The sequence below is a fragment of the Faecalibacterium sp. IP-1-18 genome (assembly GCF_023347355.1).
Taxonomy (GTDB): Bacteria; Bacillota; Clostridia; order Oscillospirales; family Ruminococcaceae; genus Faecalibacterium; species Faecalibacterium prausnitzii.
The window spans coordinates 93,251-109,354 of sequence record NZ_CP094472.1 but is presented as its reverse complement, the minus strand read 5'-3'; the positions used below and the strand labels follow the sequence as shown (position 1 = coordinate 109,354).

The following is a 16,104-nucleotide window of genomic DNA, read 5'->3' as shown; positions in this document are numbered from 1 at the left end:
ACCCCATTTTCACGGGGAGGGGTTGCAACGGCAAACGGCAGCTGCCGCGCTGGTTTCCTGCGGAAACAGCCGCGCGGCGGGGGAAGCCTTTATTAGGAAAATTGATTTCCATGGTAAAAGTCGATTCCCTCTTGAAAAAGAGCCTGTTGTCCGATACACTGAATATAACGAATCTTATAAGAAGGAATGAAACTGACCATGGCTGCAAAAACGCCTGCCCAGTGGAAAACACTGTTTGAAAACGTACCCTTCCACCGCGAAAACTATTATACCGGCCCCCTTGGGCCGGACTACACCCCCGGCGGCACCTGTCTGCGGCTGTGGGCACCCACCGCCGAGGCGGTCACTGTGACCTTATACCACAAGGGAGACGGCGGTGCTGTGCTGGGCACAAAGCCCCTTGTGCGCGGAGCGCAGGGGGTGTGGAGCATCTGGCTGCCCGGGGAGCAGCACGGCCGCTATTACACCTTTGCCGTCACCGTGGACGGCGTCACCCGCGAGACCGGCGACCCCTACGCCCGGGCGGCGGGGGTAAACGGCGTCCGCAGCATGATCGTAGACCTTGCCCGCACCGCGCCCTCCGGGTGGGAGCGGGATGTGCGCCCCAATATCCCCCCGGCGCAGCGCGCCGTGTGGGAGGTGAGCGTGCGGGACTTCTCGCAGGATGCCGCCAGCGGAGTGCGCCCGGCGTGGCGGGGTAAATATATGGCCTTTACCCAGCAGGGCACCACATTGCACGGCGATGGCATCCACCCCACCTGCCTGAACTACCTCAAGCGGTTGGGGGTAAAATACGTCCAGCTGATGCCCATTTTTGATTTTGGCAGCGTGGACGAGGCAAAACCCCTGCTGCGGCAATATAACTGGGGCTACGACCCCACCAACTTCAACGTACCGGAGGGCAGCTACTCCACCGACCCCACCCGGGGCGAGGTGCGCACCCGGGAGTGCCGGGAGATGATCGCCGCCCTCCATGCGGCGGGCATCGGGGTGGTGATGGACGTGGTGTATAACCACACCTACCGCACCGAAAATCCTCTGAACAGCACCGTGCCGTACTACTTTTTCCGGCAAAACCCGGACGGCAGCTTTTCCAACGGCAGCGGCTGCGGCAACGAGTTTGCCAGCGAGCGCCCCATGGCGCGGCGGTACCTCATCGACTCCATCCTCTACTGGGCAAAGGAGTACCACATCGACGGCTTCCGGTTCGACCTGATGGGCCTGTACGATGCCGAGAGCATCAACGCGGTGCGCACTGCGCTGGACAGCCTGCCCGGCGGGCGGGACATCCTGCTGTACGGCGAGCCGTGGCAGGGCGGTGCCAGCCAGCTGCACCGGTACGAGGCCAACAAGGCGAACCTTGCCATGCTCAACGAGCGGGTGGGCATCTTCTGCGATGACACCCGGGACGCCATCAAGGGCGGCTGCTTCGATGCCCGCGAGCCGGGCTATGTGGAGGGCAAGCCCGGCAGCTTCTGGGATATCGGCGCAGCGGTGGCGGCATGGTGCCGCAGCGACCGTCTGCCGCCCCACGCGCCCAGCCAGATCGTGAGCTATGTTTCCGCCCACGACAACTTTACCCTGTGGGACAAGCTGCTCTGCGTCCGCTACGAAAAACCGGAGTTCACCGCCCGGGACACCGTGGCACTGGCGCAGAACCGGCTGGCGGCGGGCATCTACCTGACCAGCTTCGGCCTGCCCTTCATGCAGGCGGGCGAGGAGTTCGCCCGCACCAAAAAGGGGGTAGGCAACAGTTACCGCTCTTCTCCCGCCCTGAACCGGCTGGACTGGAACCGCGCCGAGCAGTACCACGCCCTCGTGGACTACTACCGGGGGCTTCTGGCGCTGCGGGCAGCCTTTCCCCGGCTGGGCAGCACCGACCGTCACGCCCCGGAGGCTTTGCAGTTCTTTGCGCTGGAGCAGCCGCTGGTGGGCTGGATGCTGCCCGCCGTCTGGGGCGACGGCGCAGCATGGAGCGCTTTGTGCGTCTTTTATAATCCCACCGACACCGCCTGCACCGTCTCACTGCCCGCCGGGCAGTGGAAGCTGCTGAGCGATGGCACCTCTTCCAGCCTGTGGCGGGGGGCAAGCCGCGTTTTTACAAACAAAACCACCCTTGCGCCGTATAGCGCCACTATTTTTGGTGCGGTGTAAGACGATTTGAATGCGCGCCGCGTTGCTCTGCGCATCATCAGCGGAAAAATTATTTGTAATTTGTAAATCGGGAAAATCTGCGGATTTTCCCGATTTACTTTTTCACGGGAGGGGTCGTGGAGGGAACCCCCTCAGTCAAAGCCTGACGGCTTTGACAGCTCCCCCAAGGGGACGCCTTATGGCGATGCCGCAAAGTTCCCCGTCAGCACAAAAGCCGTTCCCTTGGGGAAGGTGGCTGCGAACGTAGTGAGCAGACGGAAGGGGTATTTTCACAACAAAAAAGGCTGCTGCACATTCCGTGCAACAGCCTTTTTACTATTTTCAGTTATTCTCTGCGCCCTTTTCGCCAAGGGTGACGTTAACGGTCTGCATCTGACCGCCGCGTGCGACGGTGATCTCGATGGCGTCACCGGCCTTGTGGTTCTGCATCAGGGTGCCAAGGTCGCTCTGGGTGGCAACCTCGCTGCCGTCTACGCTCACGATGCGGTCACCGGCCTGCAAGCCCGCCTTGTCGGCAGGGCCGCCCTTGACTACCTCCACGATGTAGACACCATAGGCGTTCACGCCCAGCTGGGCGGCGGTCTGAGCATCGGTCACGGCATAGTAGCTGATGCCCAGATAGGGACGGCCGGTCACATAGCCGTTTTCCAGCAGCTCCTGTGCCACCTTGACGGCGTCATTCACCGGGATGGCAAAGCCCAGACCCTCGGCATCGCTGTCGGAGGACTTTGCATTGACGATGCCCACCAGCTCGCCGTTCATGTTGAACAGGCCGCCGCCGGAGTTGCCGGGGCTGACGGAGGCATCCATCTGGATCAGGGACATGGTGTTGACAGAGCTGGAGCCCTGAATGCTGACGCTGCGGTTCAGTGCGCTGACGATGCCGCTGGTCACGGTGCCGCCCAGCTCACCCAAGGGGTTACCCACGGCCATGACGCTTTCGCCCACCTTCAGGCTGTCGCTGTTGCCCACGGTGGCGGGGGTCAGGCCGGTGGCATCGACCTTGACCACGGCGATATCACTGGTGGTATCCTCGCCCACCAGCGTAGCGGGGTAATCCTTGTCGCCGATGCTCACGGTGATGTTGGAAGCGCCGCTCACCACATGGGCGCAGGTGAGGATATAGCCGTCCGAGCTGATGATGACGCCGCTGCCCGCGCCGCTCTCCACCTGGCTCTGGCCGTACCACGACCACTGGGAGTAGACCACCTGCTCAGTGGTGATGACCACCACACTGGGGCTGACCATCTCGGCTACCTGTGCGGTGCTCAGGCCGGTGCCGCTGGTGGCGCTGATGGAATTGCCGGTGCTGTCGGTGCTGCTGTCAGAGCTGGCAGGGCGCTCCACCTGCTGGATGACCACCTTGCTGCCGCCGCCGTATTTTGCGCCCACAAAGCCGCCCGCAAAGCCCATGGCGGCTGCCAGCACCAGTGCCACGGCGCTGCGTGCCAGTTTTCCGCCGTTGAACTTTTTCTTGCGGCGGGGCTTTTCCGGCTGCTCCGGGGCGCTGTACTGCGGCTGCTCCGGCGGGGTGGGCGGCACGCTGCCGCCATCTGCCGGGGCGGTATCGGCCGGACGCGCGGGCTGCGCTTCCGGCTCGTTATACTGGTTCGCCGTGTTCATGCCGCTGCTGCCCACGTTGGGGTAGCCGGTCTCGTTATTGGAAGCGGAATAATCGTATTCCCACTTGTTCTCGTTTTCCATGTTACTACATCCTTCCCTCAAAGGCCGGTCCGCAGGGACATCTGTTCCTTTGAACTGTCCCTATTGTAACTGTCAAATGTGAAAATGAATCGCTTGCGCCGTGAAGAATATGTGAAATGCGGTCCTGTTTTCTGCCCTTGACAGCAGCGTTTCCGCTTGCTATTGTAAGGGAAGAACATCGACCCGTCAAGGAGGAGCTTTTTATGGAACTGCACCGCACTGAGCAGGGGTTTGCCCTGTATAAAGAAAAGGACTGCATCGGAGAGTGCTGCCTTTCTCCCGCCCCCAAGGGCGCACAGCTTGCCGCCCTGTGCATCCTGCCCCGGTGGCGGCGCAAGGGCTACGGCTCCTACCTGTTAAAAGAAGTATTGCGCAGCTTTGGCGGCTATGACCGGGAAGCCGCCACCGTGTTTACCGCCCCGCTGCCGGAAAACGCCGCTGAGCTTGCTTTCTGGGGCAAATTCGGCTTTGCCGCCGAGGGCGGGCAGCTGGTGCGCCGCCGCACCCCGGACTTAACAGCGGTCAAGTTCGTGCAGGACTTTTTAGCCGCCCGGCTGGTGCACCCGCAGCTGTGCGTGGACGCCACCTGCGGCAACGGCGGCGACACCGCCTTTCTGTGCAATCTGACTGCCCCCACCGGGCGGGTGCTGGCTTTTGACGTGCAGCCCGAAGCCATCCGCTCCACCCACATCCGGCTGGAACAGGCAAATGTGCCCGCCGAGCGGTACAACCTTGTCTGCGGCAGCCACGCCGACTTATTACAGTATGTGCAGCCAGGCACTGCCGATGCAGTCATGTTCAACTTTGGCTGGCTGCCGGGGGCGGACCATGCGGTATTCTCCACCGCGCAGAGCAGCATCCCCGCCTTGCAGGCGGCGCTGCAGGCGGTGCGCCCCGGCGGCATCGTGAGCGCCATCCTGTACAGCGGGGCGGTCATCGGCTCGGACGAAAAACAGGCGGTGCTGCGTTTTCTGCGGGCACTTCCACTGAAAAGTTTCACCGTTCTGGTGTGTGATTTTGCCAATTGGGCCGAAACTGCCCCTCTGCCCTGCCTGATCCTGAAAAAATAACGAAAACCCTTGCATTATCACGCGTTTTCGTATAGAATAAGGTGCGTATGTGTAAAAATGCTTCTTCCGGCATCGCGCAGCGATGCCGGAAGAAGTTCCATCCATTTCAGGAGAAATATCATCTATGACAAATCGTGAAGAGATCGAACGCCGCAGGACGTTCGCCATCATCAGCCACCCCGACGCAGGTAAGACCACCCTTACCGAAAAGCTGCTGCTGTACGGTGGAGCCATCAATCAGGCTGGCTCCGTCAAGGGCAAGCAGAGCGCCAAGCACGCCGTGTCCGACTGGATGGACATTGAAAAGCAGCGTGGTATCTCGGTTACCTCTTCGGTGCTGCAGTTCAACTACGCCGGTAAGTGCGTGAACATTCTGGATACCCCCGGCCATCAGGACTTCTCGGAGGATACCTACCGCACCCTGATGGCGGCAGACTCTGCCGTCATGGTCATCGACGCCGCAAAGGGCGTTGAGGCCCAGACCATCAAGCTGTTCAAGGTGTGCACCCTGCGCCATATCCCCATTTTTACCTTCATCAACAAGATGGACCGCGAAGCCCGCGACCCCTTTGAGCTGATGGAGAACATCGAGGAAATTCTGGGCATCAAGACCTACCCCATGAACTGGCCCATCGGCTGCGGCAAGGAGTTCAAGGGCGTGTTCGACCGCAACGCACGCAAGGTGCTGGCTTTTTCCAGCGATGGACGCGCCAACGGCGTGAAGAAGGTCAGCGAGACCGAGGCCGAGCTGGGCGACCCCGCACTGGACGAGCTGCTGACCCCCTACCTGCACCAGCAGCTGGTGGACGAGATCGAACTGCTGGACGGCGCTGCCGAGGAGTTTGATCTGGACAAGGTGCTGCGCGGTGAGCTGAGCCCCGTGTTCTTCGGCTCTGCATTGACCAACTTCGGCGTGGAGCCCTTCCTTGAAAACTTCCTGCGGCTCACCTCCGCCCCGCTGGCCCGCGTGGACAGCCTGACCGGCGAGCCGGTGGACCCCTGCCGGGACGAGTTCTCCGCTTTCATCTTTAAAATTCAGGCCAACATGAACAAGGCCCACCGCGACCGCATTGCCTTTATGCGCATCTGCTCCGGCAAGTTCGAGCGCGGCATGGAGGCCTACCATGTGCAGGAGGGCAAGAACATCAAGCTGGCCACCGGCACCCAGCTGATGGCGCAGGACCGCGCCATCGTGGACGAGGCCTACGCCGGCGACATCATCGGCCTGTTTGACCCGGGCATCTTCTCCATCGGCGACACCCTGTGCACCGGCAAAAAGAAGGTCCAGTTCGCGGGCATCCCCACCTTCTCCCCGGAGCACTTTGCCCGCATTGAGCAGAAGGACACCATGAAGCGCAAGCAGTTCGTGAAGGGTATGGAGCAGATCGCGCAGGAAGGCGCCATCCAGATCTTCCGCGAAGTGGGCGGCGGCATGGAGGAAGTAGTGGTCGGCGTGGTCGGCGTGCTGCAGCTGGAAGTGCTGGAGTACCGTCTGAACACCGAGTACAACGTGGAGATCCGCATGCAGCAGCTGCCCTTTGAGCAGCTGCGCTGGGTGCAGAACGACCCCGACACCTACAATCTGCGGGATCTTGACCTGACCAGCGACACCAAGGCTGTGGAGGACATGAAGGGCAACCGTCTGCTGCTGTTCACCTCCGACTGGGCGGTGCGCTGGGCCGAGACCCACAACGAGAGCTTGCAGCTGAGCGAGTTCGGCAACATCTGATAAAAGAGCGCTGCGGAGTGCACCTGCGCTCCGCAGCCTTTTTTATATAGCAGCCAAGAATACAACATAGAATGCCAGACATCAGAATGAGGGTTCCCATTGCGGGGAACACTGCTGGCACGGAGGGTAAAGTATATGCAGAACATCAACATTGGCAAAAGCGGTATCGCAGTGCCGTTTCTGGGCATGGGTACATGGGCCATCGGCGGCGGTGCATGGTGGGGCGATAACGACGACGCACTGTCCGTAAAGGCCATCCAGACCGCCGTGGAGCAGGGCATCCAGTGGATCGACACTGCACCCATCTACGGGCTGTACCACAGCGAGGAAGTGGTGGGCGAGGCCATGAAGCACATCGACCGCGACAAGGTGGTGCTTTCCACCAAGTGCGGCCTGGAGTGGCGGCACGAGACCCCCATCCTGCACAAGGTAGTGGACGGAGTGCAGGTGTACCGCGACCTCTCCGCCAAGAGCATCATCGAGGACGTGGAGGACAGCCTGCGCCGTCTGCACACCGACCATCTGGACGTGCTGTACACCCACTGGCAGAGCCCGGATTTTGGCGTGTATCCGCTGGAAGAGACCATGGAAGCCATGATGAAGCTGAAGGAGCAGGGCAAGATCCGCGCCATCGGTGCTTCCAACGTCACCTCCGACATCATCCGGGGCTACTGCAAGTACGGCCAGCTGGACGTCATTCAGGAAAAGTACAGCCTGCTGACCCGCCGCATTGAAAAGCAGCTGCTGCCCACCTGCAAGGAGCTGGGCGTTTCGGTGCAGGCCTACTCCCCGCTGGAGCAGGGACTTCTGACCGGCAAGGTGACCATGGACACCACCTACCCGGAGGGCAGCACCCGCAACACGAACCCCTGCTTCCAGCCCACCCGCCGGGCACAGGCACTGGAACTGCTGGCAAAGTGGGGCGATCTGACCGAGAAGTACGACTGCACCATGGCGCAGCTGGTCATCGCCATGACCGCCCGCATGATCCCGGGGCTGCACGTTCTGTGCGGTGCCCGCAAGCCGGAGCAGGTACTGGACAACGCCGGTGCCATGCACATCAAGCTGGACGGCGCCGACGCCGTCCGCATGAAGTGGGACGTGGACGCGATCTCCTGAGGATAAACCAAACAACACCGGAGCATCTTCGGACGCTCCGGTGTTGTTTTTTATCTCTTATTCTCCTCTTGCCAGCGCTTGCAGCTTTTTCTTATCCAGCACCTGCACGCCGCCGCGATACAGCCGCACCCAGCCCTCCTGCGCAAAGTATTTGAGCATCCGGCTCACCACCTCGCGGGCAGAGCCCATGTACCTTGCCATCTGGTCGTGGGTCATGCGGACATCCTCGCCGCCGGTCTTGGCAAGCTCATCGGTCAGAAAAATGGCAAGCCGCCGGTCGGCGCTCATGAACAAGATCTGCTGCATCGTCCACATGGTGTCGGAAAAGCGCTCTGCCGTCATCTGGTAGGCGTAGCAGCGCACATAGACGTTCTCCTGCATCAGCTGCCGGAAGATGCCCGCGCTGATGCACAGCGCTTCGGTGTCCTCCTCGGCGTCGATGTAAAGGTCGATGTTCACCGCATCCATCACGCAGGAGGCGGACAGGATGCACACCTCCCCGCCGAACAGGCGGTACAGCGTCACATCTCTGCCGTCCTCGGACAGCAGATAGGAGCGCAGCTGCCCGCTGCGCAGCAGCAGAATGCCCACGCAGCTTTCCAGCGGGCTGTGCACCCGGGCACCCTTGGCGTAGTGCACCGGGCGGGTAAAGCGGCACAGCCGCTCCTGCTCTTCCGGGGTCAGCTGCTCCCAGAACGGGAACGCACAGGCCAGACACCGGGCGTGCGGAGATGTTTCTGCCATACGGCTCACCCCTTTCGCAGCGCCTTGGCGGCTTCCGTACCCGCCAGCGCGCCCTCATAGACCGCTTTTGCCACCTGCAGCAGCCCGCCGGTGCAGTCGCCGGCGGCGTACAGGCCGGGCACGGTGGTCTGCATTTTGCCGTCTACCACGATGCGGCTGCCCTCTACGGCAGCGCCCAGCTTCCGGGCAAGTGCGGTGCTGCCCGCCACGCCCAGCGCCACGAACACACCGGACACCTCCCGCACCGTGCCGCCCGCCAGCTGCACGCCGGTGACGGTCTGTTCGCCCAGAATGGCTTCCACCTTCTGGGTGCAGACGGCCACCTCGGGCGGGAAATCTGCGGTCAGGGCTGCGCCGTTCGTCAGCAGGGTGACGCTTTTTACCACCGGCAAAAGCGCCTGCACCTCATGCAGGGCGTACTCGCCGCTGCCCAGCACCGCCACGTCCTTGCCGCGGTAGAAAAAGGCATCGCAGGCGGCGCACCAGCTTACGCCGTGCCCTTCCAGCCCGGTCAGCCCCGGGATGCGGGGCACCGCGCGGGAAGCACCCGTTGCCAGAATGACCGCGTCTGCCGGGTACGCGCCCGCCAGCGTTTCCACAGTCAGGCGGTCGGTCCATGTCAGCCCCACGGCTTCGGTCTGCACAAACTGCACCCCCAGCCGCCGGGCGTTCTCGATGCTGCGGCGTTCCAGCTCCGGCCCGGAGACCGGCTGGGCGAAGCCGTAATAATTTTCGATTGTTTCGGCGCGTGCCAGCGCCCCGGAGCCCTTGGTCAGCACGGTGGTCTGCACCCCGGCGCGCACGGCGTACAGGGCAGCGGACACCCCCGCCGGGCCGGAACCTACGATAACGATATTGGACATGGTGTTGCTCCTTTGCATGGTTCTTTTGCCTTATTATACACAAAAACCGCGCAGATTTCTGTGACCGGGTCGCAAAAACTTTTTGGGCAGCGGGCACTGTTCAAGCCCCGGGGCGTGTGCTATACTGTTGTCATGTTGAAATTTCTGCCACAGGGGGCTTTTGCTTTATGTCCAAACAACGTCTGCTTTTCATCACCACCGGCGGCACCATTGCCAGCGTGCGCACCCAGCAGGGGCTCAAGCCCGTGCTTAGCAGCGAGGAACTGCTTGCCCACCTGCCGGAATTGAAGGAACTGTGCTGCCCGGAAACGCTGGCGCTGTGCAGCATCGACAGCACCGACCTCGGGCAGGAGCACTGGCTCATGATGGCACGCGCTATTCAGGAAAACTATGCCTTATACGATGGCTTTATCATCTGCCATGGCACGGATACGCTGGCGTATTCTGCGGCGGCGCTCTCCTATTTAATTCAGAACGCGGATAAGCCCATCATCCTTACCGGCGCACAGCAGCCCATCTCCAACGAGATCACGGATGCCAAGAAAAACCTGCGGGACAGCGTAGTCTGCGCCATCGACCCGGGCAGCCGGGGCGTGATGGTGGTGTTCGGCGGGCACGTCATCGCGGGCACCCGCGCCAAAAAGAACAAGACCATCAGCTACGACGCCTTTGCGTCGGTCAACTTCCCGGAGCTGGCGCTGGTGCAGGGCGACCGGCTGGTGCGGTACATCCCCTCGCCGTGGCCCACCGGGCCGGTGGAGTTCAGCCGCACGCTGGACAGCCGGGTGTTCCTGCTCAAGCTGACGCCGGGGATGTCCCCGGCGCTCATCCCGGAGATCTTCCGTCTGTACGACTGCGTCATCGTAGAAAGCTTTGGCGTGGGCGGCATCCCGCAGCAGCTGATGGACGCCTTTGCCGCCGGGCTGGGCGATTACGAAACCACCCACAAGGTGCTCATCATGACCACGCAGGTCACCTACGAGGGCAGCGATGTGGGCGTGTACGAGGTGGGTAAGCGGGTGCGCAACCGCTTCCGCTTTTTGGAAGCCCACGATATGACCATCGAGGCCGTGGTGACCAAAAGTATGTGGCTGCTGGCGCAGAACTGCGAAAGCTTTGACCAGCTGCAGCAGCGGTTCTACCGTCAGGTGAACTTTGACACCTTCTATCACTGAGCCGCTTTTCAGAACACCAGCTGCACCAGCAGTACATAGCAAAAAGTGCCCCCCGCCACGCTGAGCAGGGTCTGGTGCTTCCACTTGTGCAGTGCGATGGTCGCCAGCAGCGCAAGGGCTTCCGGGATGCCGTGGCTGCCGGAGAACGGGGTAACGCCCTTCAGGCAATAAACGATGAGCATCCCGAAGATGGCGGCGGGCAGCACCCGCCCCAGATACCGCACCACCTCCGGCGGCGGCTGCTCCTTGCTGGAAAAGATCAGAAACGGCAAAAAACGGGTAAGCATGGTGGCGGCGGTGCACACCGCAATGGTAAGCCCCATCTGAACTGCTGTCATTCTTCTACCTCCCCGGCTGCTTTTTCCATCGGACGGCGCAAAGCCAGCAGCAGCACCAGAATGCCAGCCATGGACGGCAGCAGAAAGCTGCCGGAGCCAAATACAATCAGACACACCAGCGGCACGGCAAGCCCGATCAGGGCACTGCCGTGCTGCTGATCTTTTTCCCACTGGTTCAGGAAGATGACCGTGAACATTGCGGTCATGACAAAATCCACGCCCTCGGTGCTGAAGGGCAGTACGGTGCCCAGCGCAGCCCCAAGCCCGGCGCTGCCCACCCAGTAAAGCTGATCCAGCAGGGTGATGAAGAACATAAACCAGCCCTTGTCCACCCCTTCCGGCGGCGTTGCCGAGCAGGTGATGGAAAAGGTCTCGTCGCTCATGGCAAAGATCATGTAAAAGCTGCGCCAGCCGTAGCCCTTATAGCGCTCCAGCATGGCAAGGCCGTAGAACAGGTGCCGCGCCTGAATCATCAGCGCCATTAAAAAGGCCGACAGCGGCGAGAACGCGCCCAGCAGCAAACTTGCCAGCACGAACTCCAGCGAGCCGCCGTACACGACAGTGCCCATGAGCATGGGCATCCACACCGGCAGCCCCAAGGACTGCACATAGATGCCGTAGCCCAGCCCCAGCACAAAATAACCCGCCAGCACCGGGATGGTCTGCGGAAAAGCCGCCCGCAGCGCCCGCAGGCAGGGGTGCGGCAGGGCGGGAGAAACGGTTCGGAACAGATGCTGCATAGAAAAGCTCCTTGCTTTGCAGGTTCAGCGGGCGGCGCGCCCATATACCCACATAGATTGTATGAAATAAGTGATTTCTATTATAGCACATCCCGGCGCATTTGCAAGACAGCGACTTCTTGCTGCCGGGACGATTTGGAATGCGCTCCGCGTTGCTCTGCGCATCTTCAGCGGAATAATTATTTATAACTTTGCAATTCTGGAAAATCTGCGGATTTTCCAGAATTGCCTTTTCACAGAAGGGGATTTTCCGCCGTAAACGTCCTCGCCCTCTCCGTCACGGCTTACGCCGTGCCACCTCTCCCAAAGGGAGAGGCCTTGGCAAAGAGATGAACTTTGCGTGGACTGCCAAGGGCTCTCCCTTTGAGGAAAGACTTCCCCCGCGCCGGGGGAAGATGTCGCGCAGCGACAAAAGGGGGAATCTGGCGCGTTAGCGCCTGAGAGGGCGAGCACGCTAAAGAAAAGCAGCCAGACCGGACGGTCTGGCTGCTTTTATAGCATACAAGAATATTTTACTCTACATCTTCATCTGCGAAGATCCACAGCACCTCGTTGATATGGGAGCCGCTACGGGAGTAGGGGGTCACACGGATGCAGAAGCTGCGTCCGTCCGTCTTGCGGTAGCGGTGCTCCAGCAGGTTGCTGCTGAACACGGTGCTGTGCACAAGGCCAAAATCGAACAACTTTGCAAAGTTTTCTCTGTCCTCGGGCGCTACCAACGTGTCGCGGTAGTTGGTCAACGCAGCGCGGAAAGAGCCGCCGCAGGTGTCCAGAACGGACTGGAAGTCGTCCGGCACAATAACGGGGCGCACGGTGTCCTCCTGCAGGTCCACCACGATCACCGTCTTGTATTTGGGGGCAAGCACCTTCAAAAAGTGCTCGGCGTCCCGCTTTTCCTGCAGGGTGCGCTCCATCTTTTCGTTCAGGCCTTCCAGCTGGCGGGCGCGGCCGTTGTGCTCGTAGTAGGTCTGCCGGTCCTGCCGCATGGCAGCCTCGGCCTTGGCCACGGCTTCGTCCACATGGCGCAGGTCGGTGGTCTGCTGGATGCCCACCGAGATGGCGTAGTCCTTTTCCTTCAGGAAGGCGCGCATCCGGTCTGCGGTGCTCCACACGCTGTAGGGCGGCTCGTTGGGAGTGAGGATGATAAATTCATCGCTGCCGATGCGGTATACCCGGCTGGTAGCAAAGAACTTGCGGGCGGCGTTTGCCAGACAGCACAGCAGGGTGTCGCCGCTGCGGTGACCCAGATGCTCGTTCACCTCGTGCATCCCGACCACATCAATGTAGGTGCACACCACGGATTCGTACCCGCTGTTGGGCAGCTCCCGCAGGTCGGCCTCGTACCGGCTGCGGTTGGCAAGGCCGGTCAGGGTGTCGTGGCTGTAAGAGAAGTCCAGCTCCTCGCTGAGCTGGTCGGCCTGTGCGTCGTTGCGCACCAGCACGGTCGCCCATGGGTTCTGGGCGCAGCAGCCCCGGCAGGGCAGCACCTCTGTGGTGACCCAGATATACTGGCCGGACACGTTCTCGCGGTAGCGGTAGAACTCCGGCGCGGTGGCGTGGTACAGCACAGAGCGCAAAGCTTCCAGATCGGTCTGCTCCAAGAACAGGTCTGCGTCCTCCTCGTGCACGATCTTTTCGTTCACCAGACGGTCGCAGTAATTGACAAAATCCTCTTCCTTTTCCAGATCCGCACCCAGCAGGCGGGCATCCCGCTTGATCACCCGGTACGCACCGGTGGCAAGGTTCAGCAGCGAGATCTCCAGCACGTTATCGGTAAAGATCTGGTAGGCCTGCAAGGCCAGCGCAGTCTTTTCGGTGCCCGGGTTCTCCACCCGGCGGTCACGGCGCATCAGGTCGCGGCGCAGATCCCAGTAATCCTGATTGGTGGGATCTGCCAGCAGTTTTTCGGCGTTTTCCACCGGCATGGGCTTGAAGAAATAGTAGCCCTGCGAGTACAGGCAGTCCGCCGCCTGCAGCATGGACACCTGCTCCGGGGTCTCCACGCCCTCGGCGATGATGGGCAGGTTCAGCCGGTGCGCCATATCCACCACCGACTCCACGATCTGCACGCCCTTGCTGCGGTTCTCCTGATTCATGTCGATGAGCTTCATGTCCAGCTTGATGGCATCGACGTTGGTATCCTTGAGCATATTCAGCGAGGAATACCCGCTGCCGAAATCGTCCATCATCACCGAGAAGCCCTTGCGGTGCAGTCCCTGAATGGCGTTTTCCACCATCTGAGTGTCCTCGGCCACCATGGTCTCGGTGATCTCAGCCAGCAGGAGCTTTGGCTCCAGCTTATATTTTTCCACCAGATCCGCAAAGATCTGCGGCACATCCAAGTTCAGGATATCCTGCACCGAAACGTTCACCGACACCGGCACAAGGTTGCTGCCGCTTTCCTGCCACTTCTGCAGGGTCTGGCAGACAGATTCCCAGATGTACTGGTCCAGCCTTGTCACAAGGCCGGTGCGCTCCAGCAGCGGCATGAACTCGGCGGGGGGAACACAGCCCCGGGTGGGGTGGTTCCAGCGCACCAGCGCTTCCATACCCACGATGGCGCGGGTGATGCTGTTACACTTGGGCTGCAGGAAGAAGCAGAATTCGTGGTTGTCCAGTGCGCGCTCCAGCTCACCCAGCAGCAGCTGCTGTTCCTTGAGTTCGTTGAGCATGGTGGGCTCAAAGCGGTGCAGGTAGCCGCTGTCCGTCGTTACACCGGCGATCTGGGCATAGTTGCACAGGGTGGCGGCATCCGCACCGGGGTTTGCCTGCACGGGGCACACGCCCATTACCACAAAGAAGGTGACATCCTGTCTGCCGGCAGCCATGCAGGCCTGCAGCGTGGCAAGCACGGCGGTCTGCTCGGCTTTTTCGTCCGGCAGGCACAGGAAAAAGTCATCATTTCCAAAATAGCCCACAGGATAGCCGGTCTGCTTGCTGTAGCCCAGCAGACAGTTTGCCATAGTCTCCAGCAGAACATCGCCCTTTTCGGTGCCGTAAAGCTCGTTATAAAGCTTGAAGTGCTGGATATCCACAGCGGCGACAGCCCATTCCGTTCCCTGATGCGCGGTCAGGAATGTATGCAGGGCCTGTAAAAATGCGTCCTTGCGGTCGATCCGCTCCAACGCAGCAGATGCCGGTGCGGCGGCATCTGTTTTGGTCTTCCGTTCCTCTGACATGACGATTCCTCACAATTTGGATAGATTCAATACGGACAAGTCGATTGCGGTCAATTGGTATACTTTGTAATCAGTATAACACGGTTTAAGCCGTTTTGAAATAGGTTTTTCACACTTTCTAACAACATTATTCGAGCAAAGTGCAACAAAAATGCCACACACGGCAGTGCCGGTGCGGCATTGGGAGTCATTTGGTTTTCTTGTTGTCGTTCTGCGCGGTGTCGTCCTGCCCGGCGCGGTGCAGCATCTCCCGCAATATGGGCAGGCTGCGCAGCTTTTTGCCGTGCCGGAGTTTCGGGTAGGCACGCAGCATACGGCGGGGGCCCACGATGCGGGGCGTGCGCAGCAGCTGCGCCTGCATCTCCTCGCTGCGCTGCTGCAGCTCTGCCGCCAGCTGTTCCAGCTGCAACAATTCAGCAGCACGCTCGGCAGTGCCTTTGGCAGCAAGACGGGCGGCGTTGGCGGCTTCGACAGCGTTCAGTCGGGCGTCCTCGCTGGCGCGGCGGGCGGCTTCGCTGGCTTCGGCGGCCTTGGCGCGGATGGCGGCCATGGTCTCACGGGCAGAGGGGCGTTTCCCGGCGGCGTCCCGCGCCTCGGCGGCGGCAAGCTTGAATTGCAGCCGTCCCTCGTCCAGTTTCTGGTCGGCGGTCAGGGTGGTGGTGCCCAGCAGCTGGGTCATAGCATCGCTGACGGCGTGGATGCTGTCGCCCAGCTGCTCCATGGTGTCCAGCGTATCGGCCAGCGCAGAGGCGGCAATGGCGGTAGCCACCACGTCCACCGCGTACACGGCGTACAGAAAGCACATGAGGATGACCCCTACAAAGGGCGGGATGAGGGCTACAAGGTCCGCCACCACCGGGTGCACGATGCGCATGACCACCAGCGTGCCCACGCCCCACAGCAGGCAGAATTCCAAGCAGATATAGCCCCCGATGTTAAAGGGGAAATCGCTGTAATCCCACCAACGAGTGTGATAGAGCTTATACAGCGCCCAGCCGCCCACCAGCTCCAGCGCACTGGGCAGGATGACGCCGCCTATATACAGCAGCAGGATGCTGTGCTGCAAGGGCGTAAGGACAAACAGCACGATGATCATGCCAAAGCCGTAGATGGGGCAGACCGGGCCATTCAAAAAGCCCCGGTTCACCAGCTGGCCGGTGGTAGCGGCGGCATAGATGACCTCCAGACACCAGCCCATGCAGGAATAGACCAGGAAATAGGCCAGAATATGGTACAGCGAGAACCCGCATACCATAGTCCCGGTGAGAAAACTAACCATGAGCACCTCC

12 protein-coding genes are annotated in these 16,104 nt (G+C 61.1%); 5 read left to right on the top strand and 7 right to left on the bottom strand.

The window, feature by feature from the left end:
• The first annotated feature begins 186 nt into the window (after positions 1–186).
• Entirely contained in the window at positions 187–2,154 is a 1,968-nt protein-coding gene (gene pulA / locus MTP43_RS00465; protein WP_097785234.1) for a type I pullulanase, read from the top strand.
• A 321-nt stretch (positions 2,155–2,475) separates the two neighbouring features.
• Here pulA and MTP43_RS00460 read toward each other — a convergent pair whose 3' ends face one another.
• Complete coding sequence (locus MTP43_RS00460; protein WP_097785233.1) at positions 2,476–3,858, bottom strand: S1C family serine protease; 1,383 nt, start codon at positions 3,856–3,858, stop codon at positions 2,476–2,478.
• 203 nt (positions 3,859–4,061) lie between these two features.
• On the opposite strand from MTP43_RS00460, the gene MTP43_RS00455 reads away from it, so the two are divergent.
• From MTP43_RS00455 to MTP43_RS00445, 3 genes are all read left to right on the top strand, one after another.
• Entirely contained in the window at positions 4,062–4,928 is an 867-nt protein-coding gene (locus MTP43_RS00455) for a bifunctional GNAT family N-acetyltransferase/class I SAM-dependent methyltransferase (protein ID WP_249234977.1), read from the top strand.
• Positions 4,929–5,052: 124 nt separating this feature from the next.
• Positions 5,053–6,657, top strand: a complete 1,605-nt coding sequence (locus MTP43_RS00450; protein ID WP_006735394.1) for a peptide chain release factor 3 — start codon at positions 5,053–5,055, stop codon at positions 6,655–6,657.
• Between the two features lie 135 nt (positions 6,658–6,792).
• On the top strand, positions 6,793–7,776 hold the full coding sequence (locus MTP43_RS00445; protein ID WP_113620651.1) for an aldo/keto reductase: 984 nt from the start codon (positions 6,793–6,795) through the stop codon (positions 7,774–7,776).
• Between the two features lie 57 nt (positions 7,777–7,833).
• On the opposite strand, the gene MTP43_RS00440 is transcribed toward MTP43_RS00445, so the two are convergent.
• Both MTP43_RS00440 and MTP43_RS00435 read right to left on the bottom strand, forming a co-directional pair.
• Positions 7,834–8,520 carry a Crp/Fnr family transcriptional regulator gene (locus tag MTP43_RS00440; protein ID WP_249234976.1) on the bottom strand — a complete coding sequence of 229 codons (687 nt, stop codon included), beginning with the start codon at positions 8,518–8,520 and terminating at the stop codon, positions 7,834–7,836.
• Positions 8,521–8,525: 5 nt separating this feature from the next.
• The gene (locus tag MTP43_RS00435) at positions 8,526–9,383 is read right to left on the bottom strand and encodes an NAD(P)/FAD-dependent oxidoreductase (protein WP_249234975.1); all 858 of its coding nucleotides are present in this window, start codon (positions 9,381–9,383) and stop codon (positions 8,526–8,528) included.
• A gap of 167 nt (positions 9,384–9,550) precedes the next feature.
• Between MTP43_RS00435 and MTP43_RS00430 the strand changes: the two genes are divergently transcribed.
• Positions 9,551–10,558, top strand: a complete 1,008-nt coding sequence (locus MTP43_RS00430; protein WP_055186189.1) for an asparaginase — start codon at positions 9,551–9,553, stop codon at positions 10,556–10,558.
• 8 nt (positions 10,559–10,566) lie between these two features.
• Here the strand turns inward: MTP43_RS00430 and MTP43_RS00425 are convergent, their stop codons facing one another.
• The 4 genes from MTP43_RS00425 to MTP43_RS00410 form a co-directional block, all read right to left on the bottom strand.
• The gene (locus MTP43_RS00425) at positions 10,567–10,896 is read right to left on the bottom strand and encodes a branched-chain amino acid transporter permease (protein WP_249234974.1); all 330 of its coding nucleotides are present in this window, start codon (positions 10,894–10,896) and stop codon (positions 10,567–10,569) included.
• Entirely contained in the window at positions 10,893–11,636 is a 744-nt protein-coding gene (locus MTP43_RS00420) for an AzlC family ABC transporter permease (protein WP_249234973.1), read from the bottom strand. Before MTP43_RS00420 ends, MTP43_RS00425 begins: the two co-directional genes overlap by 4 nt.
• Positions 11,637–12,148: 512 nt before the next feature.
• On the bottom strand, positions 12,149–14,815 hold the full coding sequence (locus MTP43_RS00415; protein WP_249234972.1) for a bifunctional diguanylate cyclase/phosphodiesterase: 2,667 nt from the start codon (positions 14,813–14,815) through the stop codon (positions 12,149–12,151).
• A 187-nt stretch (positions 14,816–15,002) separates the two neighbouring features.
• Positions 15,003–16,094, bottom strand: a complete 1,092-nt coding sequence (locus tag MTP43_RS00410; protein WP_249234971.1) for a putative ABC transporter permease — start codon at positions 16,092–16,094, stop codon at positions 15,003–15,005.
• Positions 16,095–16,104 lie beyond the last annotated feature (10 nt).

What these genes read in the sequence shown, in the direction of transcription:
- pulA (WP_097785234.1), top strand. Translation starts at nt 187, where the DNA reads ATGAAACTGACCATGGCTGCAAAAACGCCTGCCCAGTGGAAAACACTG.
- MTP43_RS00445 (WP_113620651.1), top strand. Translation starts at nt 6,793, where the DNA reads ATGCAGAACATCAACATTGGCAAAAGCGGTATCGCAGTGCCGTTTCTG.
- MTP43_RS00430 (WP_055186189.1), top strand. Translation starts at nt 9,551, where the DNA reads ATGTCCAAACAACGTCTGCTTTTCATCACCACCGGCGGCACCATTGCC.
- MTP43_RS00455 (WP_249234977.1), top strand. Translation starts at nt 4,062, where the DNA reads ATGGAACTGCACCGCACTGAGCAGGGGTTTGCCCTGTATAAAGAAAAG.
- MTP43_RS00450 (WP_006735394.1), top strand. Translation starts at nt 5,053, where the DNA reads ATGACAAATCGTGAAGAGATCGAACGCCGCAGGACGTTCGCCATCATC.
- MTP43_RS00425 (WP_249234974.1), bottom strand. Translation starts at nt 10,896, where the DNA reads ATGACAGCAGTTCAGATGGGGCTTACCATTGCGGTGTGCACCGCCGCC.
- MTP43_RS00435 (WP_249234975.1), bottom strand. Translation starts at nt 9,383, where the DNA reads ATGTCCAATATCGTTATCGTAGGTTCCGGCCCGGCGGGGGTGTCCGCT.
- MTP43_RS00440 (WP_249234976.1), bottom strand. Translation starts at nt 8,520, where the DNA reads ATGGCAGAAACATCTCCGCACGCCCGGTGTCTGGCCTGTGCGTTCCCG.
- MTP43_RS00460 (WP_097785233.1), bottom strand. Translation starts at nt 3,858, where the DNA reads ATGGAAAACGAGAACAAGTGGGAATACGATTATTCCGCTTCCAATAAC.
- MTP43_RS00410 (WP_249234971.1), bottom strand. Translation starts at nt 16,094, where the DNA reads ATGGTTAGTTTTCTCACCGGGACTATGGTATGCGGGTTCTCGCTGTAC.
- MTP43_RS00420 (WP_249234973.1), bottom strand. Translation starts at nt 11,636, where the DNA reads ATGCAGCATCTGTTCCGAACCGTTTCTCCCGCCCTGCCGCACCCCTGC.
- MTP43_RS00415 (WP_249234972.1), bottom strand. Translation starts at nt 14,815, where the DNA reads ATGTCAGAGGAACGGAAGACCAAAACAGATGCCGCCGCACCGGCATCT.